Annotated in this window: 11 protein-coding genes; 3 read left to right on the top strand and 8 right to left on the bottom strand. The window is 62.5% G+C overall.

Translation table 11 applies throughout. The features are described from left to right. Positions 1-44 precede the first annotated feature (44 nt). Together HV822_RS03170 and HV822_RS03165 are read right to left on the bottom strand one after the other, a co-directional pair. Positions 45-1835 (bottom strand): bifunctional diguanylate cyclase/phosphodiesterase, encoded by a 1791-nt coding sequence (locus tag HV822_RS03170; RefSeq protein WP_238872251.1) that lies wholly within the window; start codon positions 1833-1835, stop codon positions 45-47. Positions 1836-1982: 147 nt separating this feature from the next. Then, complete coding sequence (locus HV822_RS03165; RefSeq protein WP_238872250.1) at positions 1983-4079, bottom strand: carboxy terminal-processing peptidase; 2097 nt, start codon at positions 4077-4079, stop codon at positions 1983-1985. Positions 4080-4174: 95 nt separating this feature from the next. On the opposite strand from HV822_RS03165, the gene HV822_RS03160 reads away from it, so the two are divergent. Next, on the top strand, positions 4175-5128 hold the full coding sequence (locus HV822_RS03160; RefSeq protein ID WP_396264997.1) for an NAD(P)H-quinone oxidoreductase: 954 nt from the start codon (positions 4175-4177) through the stop codon (positions 5126-5128). 98 nt (positions 5129-5226) lie between these two features. On the opposite strand, the gene HV822_RS03155 is transcribed toward HV822_RS03160, so the two are convergent. From HV822_RS03155 to minC, 5 genes are all read right to left on the bottom strand, one after another. Next, positions 5227-6522, bottom strand: coding sequence for a M18 family aminopeptidase (locus HV822_RS03155; RefSeq protein WP_238872249.1), 1296 nt, complete (start codon positions 6520-6522; stop codon positions 5227-5229). Between the two features lie 34 nt (positions 6523-6556). Then, positions 6557-7192 carry an RluA family pseudouridine synthase gene (locus HV822_RS03150; RefSeq protein ID WP_238872247.1) on the bottom strand — a complete coding sequence of 212 codons (636 nt, stop codon included), beginning with the start codon at positions 7190-7192 and terminating at the stop codon, positions 6557-6559. Between the two features lie 43 nt (positions 7193-7235). Beyond that, the gene (minE, locus tag HV822_RS03145) at positions 7236-7493 is read right to left on the bottom strand and encodes a cell division topological specificity factor MinE (RefSeq protein ID WP_238872246.1); all 258 of its coding nucleotides are present in this window, start codon (positions 7491-7493) and stop codon (positions 7236-7238) included. Beyond that, positions 7494-8303, bottom strand: coding sequence for a septum site-determining protein MinD (gene minD, locus HV822_RS03140; RefSeq protein WP_083724773.1), 810 nt, complete (start codon positions 8301-8303; stop codon positions 7494-7496). A gap of 137 nt (positions 8304-8440) precedes the next feature. After that, positions 8441-9214, bottom strand: coding sequence for a septum site-determining protein MinC (minC, locus tag HV822_RS03135; RefSeq protein ID WP_238872244.1), 774 nt, complete (start codon positions 9212-9214; stop codon positions 8441-8443). 111 nt (positions 9215-9325) lie between these two features. Between minC and HV822_RS03130 the strand changes: the two genes are divergently transcribed. Further along, entirely contained in the window at positions 9326-10285 is a 960-nt protein-coding gene (locus HV822_RS03130; RefSeq protein ID WP_238872242.1) for a lipid A biosynthesis lauroyl acyltransferase, read from the top strand. Further along, positions 10285-11460, top strand: coding sequence for a patatin-like phospholipase family protein (locus HV822_RS03125; protein WP_238872240.1), 1176 nt, complete (start codon positions 10285-10287; stop codon positions 11458-11460). The genes HV822_RS03130 and HV822_RS03125 overlap by 1 nt, the downstream gene beginning before the upstream one ends. Here HV822_RS03125 and rapA read toward each other — a convergent pair. Then, positions 11435-14275 carry an RNA polymerase-associated protein RapA gene (gene rapA / locus HV822_RS03120; RefSeq protein WP_238872238.1) on the bottom strand — a complete coding sequence of 947 codons (2841 nt, stop codon included), beginning with the start codon at positions 14273-14275 and terminating at the stop codon, positions 11435-11437. The two genes, HV822_RS03125 and rapA, sit on opposite strands and share 26 nt — an antisense overlap. Positions 14276-14339 lie beyond the last annotated feature (64 nt).

Genomic DNA, 14339 nt, shown 5'->3' with positions numbered 1-14339 from the left:
TGTTACCGATTCGTGTTCCCCAGAGCATAGATCATTCGCTGATCTTAGCTGCAGAGGTTGATCGGCGTCTCGCTATTGTCAAAAGGGGTCAGGGTCAGGTGTTGCACGACCACGCTGAAGCCACGTTGTTTTTTGGCGTCATGCTTGGCTCGCGAGGCGAGCTCTGCCAGCCGTGACGGGTCAAAGCGATCGGCCTGGTGGCCCAGCAGGGGAATGACGCCGATGGATAGATTCAGCAGGTCATGGTGGCGCCATTTGCCCTCGCGGTCGGGGGCGGTAAACCCGTTGGCCTGGATATGCTCTGGTCTATAAAGACTGCGACACAACTGAGCAAAACGCTGATCGAGCTGCTGCAGGCGAGTGCTCCAGTCACTGCTGCGCATCACCAGCATGAAGTCGTCGCCACCGATATGGCCAACGAAGTCACAGCGCGGATCGCACAGTTCGCGTAGCAGTTGTGCCAGGCCAAGCAGAACTTCATCGCCTTTGCCGTAACCATAGAGGTCGTTGAAGGGCTTGAAGTTGTCCAGGTCGATATAGCACAGGCGTGCGTCAACGGCCTGTTCCAGCAAGCGCTGCAGGCACTGCTGAATGGGGATGTTGCCGGGCAGCAGGGTCAGTGGGTTGGCGTGCCGCGCCTGCTGCAGCTTCAGCTCGGTGATCTGGCGCAGCACGTCGATACCGCGCCCCAGCCCCTTGTAGACGCCCTGATCGACAATAATAAAGTCGTCTTCCAGGCGCTGCCTGGCGCGGCTGGTAAGCAGTCGGCTGACCCGCTGCAGGCTCTGGCGGATGTCTACCACCAGGCAATCGGGATCCATCAACTGGTTGATTGGTTTGCGGCTGTAGATTTCCTGGGCAAAGGGTTTGAGCATCGTCTGGCTGAGGGCGTGACGCTGTACCGCACCAATCGGCCGCTGGTGCTCATCGACAATAGCCAGGGTGTTCAGTGACGGCTGTTGCTGGAAGCAGTCGAGCACGTGCTGTACTTTGGTGTGCTCCGGGATGCCGCCGACCGGCAGCAGCAAGCTGTGAATGGGGGCATCATCATTGCCCCCGCTTTGATGTTGGCCAAGCAGTTCGGCGAGCTTGGTGTCGTTCAATGCCGGGTGGCTATCCGGGCGCCCGAGCAGGTAGCCCTGCACCCAGTCGATGCCGATTTCCTGCAGCACCGCCAGCTCCTCTCGCAGCTCGATGCCTTCGGCAATCACTTGCGCGCGCGAGGCCTTGGCCATTTGCAGGATGGAGCTGACGAATTCGCGCTTGACCGGGTCGCGGTGAATACCATCGACAAAGTGGCGATCAATCTTGACGTATTCCGGCTGCAGTTCAGACCACAGCCGCAGGCTCGAGTAGCCTGCGCCCAAGTCGTCGAGGGCGATGGAGAACCCCATGTCGCGGTAATGGAGTAGCGCTGATTGCAGTAGAGACAGGTCTTCAATCGGCGCCTGCTCGGTCAGCTCGATAACAATCTGATCAGGGGATAGGCCGTTAGCCTCCAGCAGCGCCAGGGTCTGACCGCGGTAGTGCTGCTGCTCCAGCAGGCTCTCTGGAGAGACGTTGAGAAACAGCTTGCCCGGCAGACCAAGGCTGCGGAACCGGCTGATGGCGCGCTCGCGGCAGAGCATTTCCAGCTCGGTGAGAATGCCGTGGTGGCGGGCGGCGGCAAATAATGTCAGGGGGGAGTGCAGCGGACTGTTGGACGGGCCCCGACTGAGCGCTTCGAACCCTACGATGCGTTCTTCCAGTGTCGAGACAATGGGCTGAAAAAGGCTGTTGACCGCCCCCCTGTTCAAGATGGTAATCAGGGACTGGCGCTGTTCGGAAAGGGTCATAGGCTATCCAGGCATATGTGGTTTGGCCGTACCTGGCCGCCCGGAATTCAACTGGCGGGCACGCTTCCATGAGTCCTGATCGTGGCAGTGTGCTAGCGTTTTGTGACAGGGATATGACAGCGCCCGCCGGGGTGGCGGGCGCGATTGTCAGTTGGCTGTAGCGACCTGCTGCTCCAGCTGCAGAAGGTCAAGCAGGATGAGGCTGGTTTCCAGTAGGAAGGCATCGTCTTTCGGGTCCTTGTCTTCCTCTTCTGTGGGCACCTCGGCCAGCAACGGGTCTGCTTCCTCCAGACTGGTCAGGGGCTCTTCGCCACGGGCGGTCAGGCGCTGGTTTTCCAGATCGAGCAGGCGCTGCTCATAATCTTCCTGCTGTTGTTTGCGCTTGCCTTCATTCAGCGGAATAGTCAGGCGTGCCTTGATCTCATCATCCAGGCCGATGCGCGCCAGGGTGTAGATGAAGTCAGGGTCCTGGGCGGCGCGCGCTTCATGTTGACGCTGCAGTTGTGCAACAAATGGCTGCAGGTGGCTGCTGGTTTTATAGCGCGCCGGCGCGATGGTGTCCCAGGGCATGGCATGGGGCAGGGCGCTTTCGCCGATCTCCTCGCTGTCCAGCAGCGACGGATAGCTGATATCGGGCACCACGCCACGGTGTTGGGTGCTCTGACCGGAGACGCGGTAGAACTTGGCCAGGGTTAGTTTCAGCTCGCCGTGATTGAGCGGTTGGATGGACTGCACGGTGCCCTTGCCAAAGGTTGATTCGCCAATCACCAGAGCGCGGCCATAGTCCTGCATGGCGCCGGCGAAAATCTCCGAGGCGGAGGCTGACAGCCGGTTGACCAGTACGGCCATCGGGCCGGTATAGGCAACGCCGGCTTCCGGATCGTCGAGCTGCTGCACCTGGCCTTGGCTGTCGCGCACCAGCACCGTTGGGCCGCGGTCGATAAACAGGCCGGTCAGCTCGGTTGCTTCCTGCAGGGAGCCGCCGCCGTTGTCGCGCAGATCAAGTACCACGCCGTCTACGTTCTGCTCACCCAGCTCGCCCAGCAGACGGCGCACGTCGCGGGTGGTGCTGCGGTAGTCCGGGTCGCCTTTGCGATAGGCTTTGAAATCGATATAAAAGCCGGGTACGTCAATCACGCCGATACGATAATCGCGACCGTTGTCCTGCAGTTCGATGACTGAGGACTTGGCGGCCTGATCTTCCAGTTTGATGGCTTCACGGGTCAGGTTTACCACCTTGCTGGTCAAATCCCCGGGCGGGTTGCTGGCCGGAATCACCTCAAGGCGCACTGCAGAACCCTTGGGGCCGCGTATCAGTTTGACGACTTCGTCCAGGCGCCAGCCGACTACGTCGACCATGTCTTCATCGGCCTGACCAACGCCAATGATGCGATCGCTGGTTGCCAGCTGCTGGCTGCGCTTGGCGGGGCCGGCCGGTACCAGGCGCACGATCTTGGTGTATTCGTTATCGCTCTGCAGCACCGCGCCGATACCTTCCAGCGACAGGCTCATGTTGATATCGAAGTTTTCGGCATTTTCCGGCGACAGGTACTGGGTGTGCGGGTCGTAGACCTGCGCCAGGGCGTTGATGTAATTTTGGAATACATCTTCTGAGCGGGTCTGGTTGACGCGTATCTGCTGACCGCGATAGCGCTTGCCGAGCAACTCGCGGATATCGTCCAGGCTCTTGCCTGCGAGTTTCAGGCGCAGCACTTCATCTTTGATTTGGGCGCGCCATAGCTGCTGCAGTGCGTCTTCATCGGCGACCCAAGGCGCCTCTTCGCGGTCAACCAGAATGTCTTGGTCGGTGTTGAAGTCGAAGCCGTCGAGCTTGTTCTCGATCAGGTCCAGGCTATACACCAGACGCTCCTGCAGGCGTTGCAGTTGGCGTTTGTGCATGGCAAAACCGACGCTCAGGTCACCCTTGAGCAGCAGGTCGTCCATGCGCAGGCGGTTGCCGGCAAAGACGTCAATGTCCTGCTGGGTAAACAGGCTGCGCTGGGGGTCCAGATGTTTGAGGTAGGTGTCATACATCTGCGCCGACAGGTCATCGTCGAGTCGGGTGCGGTTGTAATGGTGACGACGCAGCAGCTCGACGGTGTTCTGGCTTGCGACAACCTGGTCGCGGCTGGGCTGAAGCTGGTCAAGATCCAGCGTGGGGACCTGTTCTAGTGCCAGCACGCTGCTGCTGACAGTCAGCAGGGCGATGAGGCAGGTACGGCGCAAGAGGGGGAAACCTTTCATCTGGGGTATCGCGTCCGGAGAGAGTATGCTTTTAGGAGTGTACGCGGGACAGCGAGTTCCCGCTGGTTACCATTGATAAGAACTATGGAGGTAGCGTGAGAGGATTGCAAGCCGAGGGCGGGGCGCTGACGTGGCAGCCCCAGAGTGCTGTAGAGCTGAAGTCCGGCGAGGTCCGTATTCGTGTGCAGGCTGCTGGCCTGAACCGTGCCGATCTGTTGCAGAAGGCCGGCATGTATCCGCCACCGCCAGGTGTTACCGGTGTGCTGGGTCTGGAGTGCGCTGGCGAGGTTATTGAGGTCAGCGAAGGTTCGCGCTGGCAGCTGGGCGACCGTGTGTGTGCACTGCTGGCCGGTGGTGGCATGGCTGAAGAGGTGGTGGTTGACCAGCGTCACCTGTTACCGGTACCCGATAGCCTGAACTGGGCGGAGGCCGCTGCCATCCCTGAGGTGTTCAGCACTGCCTGGTTGAATATCTTCGTATTGGGTAATGCGCGCCCGGGTGAAAAAGTTGTGATCCACGCTGGCGCCAGTGGTGTGGGCACTGCCGCGATCCAGCTGTGCAAGGCCCAAGGCAACCCCTGCTGGGTCAGTGTTGGCAGCCAGGACAAGCTCGATGCCTGTGTGGAGCTGGGCGCTGAAGGTGGTGTGCTGCGCCAGGCTGGCATTGCTGCACTGAAGGATTTCGGGCCCTTCAATATAGCGCTGGACCCGGTAGGGGCAACCTATGCGGCCGATCATCTGGACCTGCTGGCTGTAGATGCGCGCTGGGTGCTGATCGGGCTTATGGGCGGCCGCGAGGCAACGGTGGATCTGGCCAAAGTGCTGGCCAAGCGCATCAGTCTGCTGGGCTCGACCCTGCGTACCCGCGATGCTGACTTCAAGGCGACCCTGCTGGCCGATATGGAGCAGCGTCTGATTCCGCTGTTTGCCAATGGTGAGCTTAAGCCGATGGTGGCAAAAACCTTCGCCTTTGCCGACGCCGAGGCGGCCTTCGAAGAGTTGGCGCGTGATCAGGTGGTGGGTAAGGTGATTCTGCTGCGCGAAGACTGATTGTTCGTCCAGCGCTGCACATCAAGCCCCATGCGTTGCTGACGCATGGGGCTTTTTTGTGGTGTTGCGCGGGAGTTGGCTTAGCCCGCGAAGGGGGCTTAGATCAGCTGTGCGCTGTTGCAGAACGCTGTCAGCACGCTGATCAAATACCCCGGATCACGGCTGCCAGCCAACTCGCGGATCGAGTGCATGGCGAAGGTCGGCGCGCCGATATCCACGGTGCGTACGCCCAGGCGGCTGGCGGTGATCGGGCCAATGGTGCTGCCACAGCCCATGTCGCTGCGCACCACAAAGGTTTGCACTGGTACCTCGGTGCGCGCGCACAGGTCGCGGAAGAAGGCGGCGGTTTCGCTGTTGGTGGCGTAGCGCTGGTTGTTGTTGATCTTGATTACCGGGCCGGCGTTCAGCTGAGGGCCGTGGTTTTCGTCGTGCTTCATGGCGAAGTTCGGATGCACCGCGTGGGCGTTGTCCGCCGACACCAGCAGCGAGCGCTGGATCGCCTGAATACGCTCGGCGTCGTCGCTGATCAGTCGACGCAGCACGTCTTCCAGGAAGGGGCCGTCGGCGCCACAGCAGGAGCTGGAGCCAATCTCTTCGTGGTCGGTACACACCAGCAGGCAGGGTTGCTCGCCGTCGCTATTGAGCAGGGCGCTCAGACCTGCGTGGCAGGACAGTAAATTGTCCAGACGCGCCGCGCTGAAAAAGTCGCCATCGAGCCCCAGTTGGGCTGGACGCTGGGTGTCATAGAAGCTCAACTCGTAATCCAGCACCTGCGCGTCCTTGCAGTCGGGGTGCTCGCTTACCAGTTGGCTGGCTAGCAGGGCGCGCAGGTCGCGCCCGCCATCCAGGCTGTGGGCGAGGATGGGTGGCATGTCGGTTTGCGGGTTGATGGCCAGACCATCATTGACGCCCCGGTTCAGGTGGATTGCCAGGTTGGGCACCACCGCGACAGGGCGCTGGAAGTCGATCAGCCGGCTGTCCAGCGCGCCGTCAGCGTTGCGGAAGGTGACGCGGCCGGCCAGGGACAGGTCGCGATCAAACCAGGGCGCGAGCAGGGCGCCGCCGTAGATCTCGACGCCCAGTTGCCAGAGCCCTTGCTGGTCCTTCTCCGGCTGCGGCTTCACGCGCAGGCAGGGGCTGTCGGTGTGGGCGCCAATCAGGCGCAGGCCTTTGCTGCTCAGTGCGCCGTCGCTGCCCAGCTGAAAGGCGATCAGCGAGGAGTCGTTGCGGGTCACCAGATAACGCCCGCCAGCCTGCAGGTGCCAGTCGCTGCGCTCATCCAGCGCCTTAAAGCCGGCAGTCAGCAGGCGCGTGCGCAGGGTGGCGGTGGCATGGAAAGGGGTGGGGGAGGCGGCAATGAAATCGGCCAGATCCTGAAGCGTTGGGTCCTGCATGTAACTCTCCTGCAACGGGGTGACGGGCGCCTGCTCAGAACGGACAGGGGCTCTCAAATGCCATGCGCTCGCCCGTCTCCGGGTGGCTGATGACCAGTCGCGCGGCGTGCAGCGCCAGACGCGGGCAAGCGTCCAGCGCGGCGCCTTGAGCGTAGAGGCGGTCGCCAAGCAGCGGGTGGCCGATGGCGAGCATGTGCACGCGCAGCTGGTGCGAGCGGCCGGTGATCGGCGTCAGCTCGACGCGGCAGTGCTGCGGATGGCGCTCCAGTACGCGCCAGAAGGTCTGCGCATGCTTGCCAAGCGCGTGATCGACGATATGCCGTGGCTTGTTGGGAGGATCATAGCGCAGCGGCAGGTCAATGTGGCCCGCGTCGCCCGCTGGCTGGCCCCAGCACAGGGCGATATAAGCCTTCTCGGTCTCGCGATCATGGAACTGGCGTGACAGCTCGCGGTGGGCGTCCGGGTTGCGGGCAATCACCAGCAGGCCGGAGGTTTCCCAGTCCAGGCGGTGCACGATACGCGCTTCGGGGTAGCCGTTTTCCTGCAGGCGGGTGATCAGACAGTCCTTGTTGTCCTCGGCACGGCCTGGGACGGACAGCAGCAGCGTCGGCTTGTCGACGATCAGGAAGCTGGGGTCCTGATGCACGATGCCGATATGGGTCAGTGGCATGGGTCTTCCGGAGGGCGCCACCCGGGTGGGTGGCGCCGGCTGGTCAGGGGCGTTCCGGCAGGGTGATGTTCAGTTCGAGGACCGAGCAATCATCCTGGTTGTCGAGAGCGACATGCACCTGCTCGCGGTCGATGGAAACGTACTTGCTGATGACATCGATGATTTCCTGCTGCAGTTGCGGCAGGTAGTCGGGCTGATTGCGCTGCCCACGCTGGTGGGCCACGATGATCTGCAGACGCTCCTTGGCAATCGACGCGGGCGTCGATTTCTTGCGGTCGCGGAAATAATCGAAAATGCTCACTTAACGCCCTCCGAACAGGCGCTGCAACAGGCCCTTCTTCTGTGCTTCGAGGAAGCGGTGCGCAACGTCCTTGCCAAGCAAACGCTCTACGGCGTCGCTGTAGGCCTGACCGGCGTCGCTCTTGTCGTCCATGATGACCGGCACGCCCTGGTTGGAGGCCTTGAGAACCGCTTGCGATTCGGGAATGACGCCCAGCAGCGGAATAGACAGGATGTCTTCGACATCGGCTACCGACAGCATTTCGCCGTTCTCGACACGTTCGGGGTTGTAGCGGGTCAGCAGCAGGTGCTCTTTAATTTTCTCGCCATTTTCGGCGCGACGCGACTTGCTGGAAAGCAGGCCCAGAATCCGGTCTGAGTCACGCACCGATGAGACTTCCGGGTTGGTCACTACGACGGCCTCATCGGCAAAGTACATGGCCAGGTGGGCGCCTTTCTCGATGCCGGCAGGGGAGTCGCAGACGATGTAATCGAAGTTTTCTTTCAGTTCTTCCAGTACGCGCTCAACGCCTTCCGGGGTGAGGGCGTCCTTGTCGCGGGTCTGGGAGGCCGGCAGGATGAACAGGTTCTCCGAACGCTTGTCCTTGATCAGCGTCTGATTCATGTTGGAATCGCCGTTGATCAGATTGACGAAGTCGTAAACCACACGGCGTTCGCAGCCCATGATCAGGTCGAGGTTACGCAGGCCGACGTCAAAGTCGACGATGACGGTTTTGAAACCGCGCAGGGCCAGCCCGGTACCGATGGCGGCACTGGTGGTTGTTTTGCCCACCCCGCCCTTGCCTGATGTGACAACGATGATCTTTGCCAAAATGACCTTCCTGTCGAAAAAAAATGTCTGATAGTGGATTACGTCGGGCGGTGATGGTTCCCGACGTGGATGCAAGGCTGCGGAACTCGGTCACAGACCAGAGAAATCGGGCGCCCCGAATGGGAGGACAGTATCTGTTAAAGCCCGGTTATCTTCAAGCTGTCACCCTCCAGACTGATCTGTACGGGCGCTTTCCACTGTTGCTTGCGCAGATCCTCGGCAACCTTGTACTGGCCGGCGATGGAAACCAGCTCGGCTTCCAGGCTCTGGCAGAAGATGCGTGCCTGCTGGTTGCCTTGCACGCCGGCCAGTGCGCGGCCGCGCAGCGGGCCGTAGACGTGGATGTGGCCGTCGGCCAGTAGCTCGGCGCCGGCGCTGACCGGCGCCATCACAATCAGATCTCCGCCGCGCGCGTAGATCTGCTGGCCGCCGCGCACCGGCTCGGTGATGATCTTGCCGGCGCCAGCTGAGACAGGTGCAGGGGCGGCGGGGCTGGGAGCAGGCGCCGGTGCGGGCTTGGCAGCCGGCTTGGGCGCAGGCTCTGCGGCTACGTCAATCGGCTTTTCACGCTGCCGGCCTGGTGGCAGCAGTACCATGTCGGCGTTGCCCGCCAGCGCGCGAAAATCCTCTCCGCCGCGCAGGGCGACCGGCTGCAGGCCGTGGTCTCGGCAGATGCTGAGCAGGTGCCGCAGGGTCATATCGCTCAGCGGCTCGCTCAGTTTGTCCAGCGCAATTACCACCGGGGTATCGACGAAGAAATTGGGCGCTTGTTCTACCTTCTCGGCCAGTTGTCTGGCGAACTGCTCCGGCGCCAGGCGAATCAGCTCGACCAGCGTCATCGTCAGCATGCCGCCCTTGAGGTGAAATACCGGGTCGTTGTCGAGCAGGTCGAGGGTAGTATCAGCAGTCATGGTCCATCCAGTTCACAAAGAATCAGCGCTTCCTTATATAGATTGACCCCACAGATCGCAAGCTGCGTGCGCCTTGGTTAGAATGTGGGTTTTCGCTGAATGGGCTGGCTGATGGATCGTCCTGGTTTTTCCACCGCATTGCTGCATCCGCGCTACTGGCTGCTCTGGTTGGGGCTGGGTCTGCTCTGGCTGGTGGTGCAGCTACCTTATCGTTGGCTGCTGGGGTTGGGTCGCCTGCTCGGCTCGGGCATGTTTCATCTGATGAGTGACCGCCGTGAAGTGGCGCGAATCAACCTGGCGCTGTGTTTTCCCGAAATGTCCGAGATCGCCCGTGAGCGCCTGCTGCGAGAGAATTTCGCGTCAAATGGTATTGCGCTGTTCGAGATGGCCATGGCCTGGTGGTGGCCGCGACAGCGGCTGGCGCGCCTGGCCCATATCGAAGGGCTGGAACATCTGAACGACGCGGCGGCCCAGGGCCAGGGCGTGGTTCTGATGTCGCTGCACTTCACCACCCTGGAGATTGGCGCAGCGCTGCTGAGTCAGGCGGTGACCATTGACGGTATGTATCGCGAGCACCGCAATGCGGCCTTTGATTTTGTCCAGCGCCGTGGTCGTGAGCGGCATAACCTGGATGCCAAGGCGGTCGAGCGCGAAGACGTACGCAGCATGCTGCGCTCGCTGCGTTCGGGCCGGGCGATCTGGTACGCGCCGGACCAGGACTATGGTCGCAAGGCCAGTGTCTTTGTTCCGTTGTTCGGTGTGACGGCGGCGACGGTCACCGCGACCAGTACCTTTGCGCGGCTGGGCAAGGCGCAGGTGGTGCCCTTTACCCAAACCCGCCTGGCCGATGGCAGCGGCTATCGCCTGACAGTGCACCCCGCGCTTGAGGGTTTTCCGGGCGAAAACGAAACGGCCGATGCGCAGCGCATCAATCAGTGGGTCGAGCAGGCAATCAGCGCACAGCCGGATCAGTACATGTGGGTGCACAGACGCTTCAAGACCCGCCCGGAGGGTGAGCCCAGGCCCTACGCCAAGCGCCGTCGGCGCAAGCGCAGGGCGCGGCGCAGCTGATGCTGGAGCAGACCAGTGGCGCCTGTACCGGGCTGATCCTGTCAGGTGGTGGCGCGCGTGCAGCCTATCAGGTGGGCGTACTGTCGGTGCTGGCGGAGTTGCTGCCGGACGGCGCCAGCAACCCCTTTCCGGTGATCTGTGGTACCTCGGCGGGGGCGATCAACGCGCTGGCACTGGCGACCAATGCGCACAACTTTGGCGCCGGGGTGGCGCGTTTGCAGCAGGTCTGGTCGGCGTTTTCCTGTGATCAGGTTTATCGCAGTGACTGGCCAGGTGTCTCGGCGCAGGCCTGGCGCTGGGTCAGGGCCAATTTGCTGGGAGCGCCGAGCAAGCAGCCGACGGCGCTGCTCGACAACGCGCCATTGCGCCGTCTGCTGCAACGCACCCTGCATTTCGGGCAGGTTGATGAGGCGTTGCAGGCAGGTCTGTTGCGGGCGGTGTCGGTCAACGCCTTTGGTTATCAGTCGGCGGAGTCGGTCAGCTTTTATCAGGGGCGCGAGCGTATTCAGCCCTGGTCTCGGCATCGCCGCGTTGGCGTGCAGACCCGGCTGGGGCTGGAGCACCTGATGGCCTCCTCGGCGATTCCTCTGGTCTTTCCGCCGGTGCAGCTCAATCGAGAATGGTTTGGGGATGGCGCGGTACGCCAGCAGGCGCCCATCAGCCCGGCATTGCACCTCGGCGCCAACCGGGTGTTGGTAATCGGAGTGTCAGATAACCTGGCTAATCAGCCGGCCGGTGGTCGGCGTGGCCCGCGTTTGCGCACCGCCTTGCCGCCGACCTTGGCGCAGATTGGCGGACATCTGCTCAGCAGCACCTTTGTCGATAATCTGGAAGCGGATATCGAGCTGCTCGAGCGCATGAACAAGCTTGCCGACTATCTGCCGGTGGGGGCGCGGATGAACGGTAAGGGCTTGCGGAAGGTGGACGTGGAGATCATTTCACCCAGTGAGCCGCTGGACATCATTGCTGCGCGTCATCGCAAGCTGCTGCCGCGCAGCTTGCGCGCATTCCTGCGGGGCAGTGGTGTAACCCGGGCATCAGGCGGCAGCGTGGTCAGCTACCTGCTGTTTGAAGCCGATTACACCCGCGAGCTGATCGCGCTTGGCCGCCGTGATGCGTTGGCCAAGCGTGATCAGTTGCAGCGCTTCCTCAGCCTGCCACCAACACTCGAATAGCGTCCAGGCGCAGCTTGGCCTGCTGCAGCACCAGGTCGCCTTCGCCCAGCCGCAATTGCAGTGCCTTGATCTCATCGTCGCGTACCAGCGGGTTGACCTGCTGCAGCGCCTTGAGTCGATCAATTTCTTCCTCCAGCTCGGTGCGCAACTGGGCGCGAGCGTCGTCGACCAATTGGCGGTGCTGCGCGTCAGCCGCCTTTTCGGCCTTGTTCAGCAGGCCCTCGACCTGCTCGCGCTGGGTCTTGGCGACTTTCACCGCCAGCTGTCGCGGCAGCGATTCGATCTGCCCGTCCAGGGTGTCAAAGCTGACTTTGCCCGCCAGGTTGTTGCCGTTGATGTCCAACAGGCAGCGAATTGGCGTGGGCGGCAGCACGCGCTGCAGCTGCAGGGCCCGCGGGGCAACGGCTTCGCAGACATAGATGCATTCAAGCAGCATGGTGCCGGGCTTCAGGGCCTTGTTTTTCAGCAGGCCAACAGCGCTGTTGCCCATGCTGCCGGACAGCACCAGGTCCATACCGCCTTGCAGCATGGGGTGCTCCCAGGTCAGAAACTGCATGTCTTCGCGTGACAGGGCGGTGTCGCGGTCGTAGGTGACGGTGACACCCTCGTCGTTCCCCAGCGGGAAGCCGGCATCAAGCATGCGCTCACCGGGGCGCAGAATCAGCGCGTTGTCGGAGTGGTCTTCGCTGTCTACCCCGAAGACATCGAACAGGCGCTCCATATAAATGGGCAGCTGGAAGTCACTGTCCTGTTTGGCGATGGCGTCAATCATTTGCTCGGCGTCGGCCAGGCCGCGCGAGTGCAGCTCCAGCAGGCGGTCGCGGCCGTTGTGCAGCTCCTGCTCCAGGGCTTGGCGCTCGTTGCGGGCGCGCTCAATGAGCGTGTCCCAGCCGTCCTGAGCGGGGTGGTCCAGGTGTTGCAGCAGCTCGCGACCATAACTGTGCTGCAGCGCGTTGCCGGTGGGGCAGGTCGCGCGGAAGGCGTTCAGCGCCTGGTCGTACCACTGGAACAGGTGCGCCTGGGCGGTGCCCTCCAGATACGGGATGTGCAGCTGGATACGGTGCTGCTGACCGATACGGTCCAGTCGGCCGATGCGCTGCTCCAGCAAATCCGGGTGGGTAGGCAGGTCAAACATCACCAGATGGTGGGCGAACTGGAAGTTGCGGCCCTCGCTGCCGATTTCGGAGCAGATCAGCACCTGGGCGCCAAATTCTTCATCGGCGAAGAAGGCCGCTGCGCGATCGCGCTCAACGATGCTCATGCCCTCGTGGAACACGGTCGCGGGGATGCCACTGCGGATGCGCAGGGCGTCCTCCAGGTCCAGAGCAGTCTCTGCGTGGGCGCAGATCACCAGCACCTTGTTGCGCTTGAGCAGCTTGAGGGTGTCGATCAGCCACTCGACGCGCGGATCGGCTTGCCACCAGGGCTGTCCCTGACCATCAAAGTCGGCTTGCAGTGGTTGCTCGGGATAGAGCGCCACCTGACCCTCAAGGTCGTGGTATTGCGCGGGGCAGGGCAGTGGGTAGGCGTGCAGGTCGCGCTCGGGAAAGCCGGCAATCGCGGCACGGGTGTTGCGGTAGAGCACGCGGCCGGTGCCGTGCCGGTCGAGCAGCTGACGCACCAGGCTGTCGCGCGCGGCCGGGGCGTCATCGCCGCCCTTATCCAGTGTGGCGAACAGCGCGGTGGCGCTATCGCCGAGCCAGCCGGCGATGGCGCTGCGGTCTTCGCTGCTGAGCTGATCCTGTTCCAGCAGGTGCTGCACCGCCTCGGCCACTGGCTGATAGCGTTCAGCTTCCTGGACAAAGTCCTCCAGGCTGTGGAAGCGGTCTGGGTCGAGCAGCCGCAGGCGCGCGAAGTGGCTGGCCTGGCCCAGCTGCTCCGGTGTGGCGGTGAGCAGCAGCACGGCCGGGGTCTGGCGGGCCAGGGTGTCGACCAGCGCGTACTCGGGGCTGGGGTTGTCCTCATGCCAGACCAAGTGGTGGGCTTCGTCTACCACCAGCAGGTCCCAGTCGGCCTGCAGCAGGTGGTCCTGCGCGCTGGGGTTTTCCAGCAGAAACTCCAGCGCTACCAGCGCCAGCTGCTCTTCTTCAAAGGGATTGCTGTCGGCGCCGTCGCAGCGGTCGGCATTGAACAGAGCGAACTGCAGGTTGAAGCGGCGGCGCATTTCGACCAGCCATTGGTGCTGCAGGTTTTCCGGCACCACGATCAATACCCGACGCACGCGGCCGGTCTGCAACTGGCGATGCAGGATCAGGCCGGCTTCAATGGTCTTGCCCAGGCCAACCTCGTCGGCCAGCAGCACGCGGGGCGCCATGCGATCGGCTACGTCGCGGGCAATGTGCAGCTGGTGGCCGATTGGCTGGGTACGTACCCCGGCCAGACCCAGCAGCGGCGAGCGCTGGATACGGCAATAGTGGCGCAGACTTTCAAAACGCAGGCTGAACCAGGGCAGCGGGTCAATCTGGCTGGCAAACAGGCGGTCACTGGCAAGACGAAACTGAATGAAGTTGTCCAACATGGTTTCCGGGAAGCTGGCGCTCTCGCCATCTTCACGTAGCCCTTGGTAAACCAGCAGGCCGTCGGCCTCGCTGACGTCGCTGACCACCAGTTGCCAGCCCTCATGGTGGCTGATGGCGTCGCCCGGGCTGAAGCGCACGCGAGTCAGTGGGGCGTTGCGCAGGGCGTAGTGGCGGGTTTCACCGCTGGCCGGATACAGCACAATCACCACGCGGTCATCCTGTGACAGGACGGTGCCCAGCCCCAGTTCTGCTTCGCTGTCACTGACCCAGCGCTGTCCCGGGATAAAAACCGTCATGCCACTCTCCTGATGGTGCCGAAAAAGGGCGCATATCGTACCCGATCACCTGCCATCCCGGAAC

Source organism: Halopseudomonas maritima, assembly GCF_021545785.1.
Classification (GTDB): domain Bacteria; phylum Pseudomonadota; class Gammaproteobacteria; order Pseudomonadales; family Pseudomonadaceae; genus Halopseudomonas; species Halopseudomonas maritima.
The sequence above is the reverse complement of the archived record's forward strand: the minus strand, read 5'-3'. Positions and strand labels throughout refer to the sequence as shown.

Coding starts and splice junctions, on each gene's coding strand:
- HV822_RS03170 (WP_238872251.1), bottom strand. CDS start 1,835: ATGACCCTTTCCGAACAGCGCCAGTCCCTGATTACCATCTTGAACAGG.
- HV822_RS03165 (WP_238872250.1), bottom strand. CDS start 4,079: ATGAAAGGTTTCCCCCTCTTGCGCCGTACCTGCCTCATCGCCCTGCTG.
- HV822_RS03155 (WP_238872249.1), bottom strand. CDS start 6,522: ATGCAGGACCCAACGCTTCAGGATCTGGCCGATTTCATTGCCGCCTCC.
- HV822_RS03150 (WP_238872247.1), bottom strand. CDS start 7,192: ATGCCACTGACCCATATCGGCATCGTGCATCAGGACCCCAGCTTCCTG.
- minC (WP_238872244.1), bottom strand. CDS start 9,214: ATGACTGCTGATACTACCCTCGACCTGCTCGACAACGACCCGGTATTT.
- HV822_RS03130 (WP_238872242.1), top strand. CDS start 9,326: ATGGATCGTCCTGGTTTTTCCACCGCATTGCTGCATCCGCGCTACTGG.
- HV822_RS03125 (WP_238872240.1), top strand. CDS start 10,285: ATGCTGGAGCAGACCAGTGGCGCCTGTACCGGGCTGATCCTGTCAGGT.
- rapA (WP_238872238.1), bottom strand. CDS start 14,275: ATGACGGTTTTTATCCCGGGACAGCGCTGGGTCAGTGACAGCGAAGCA.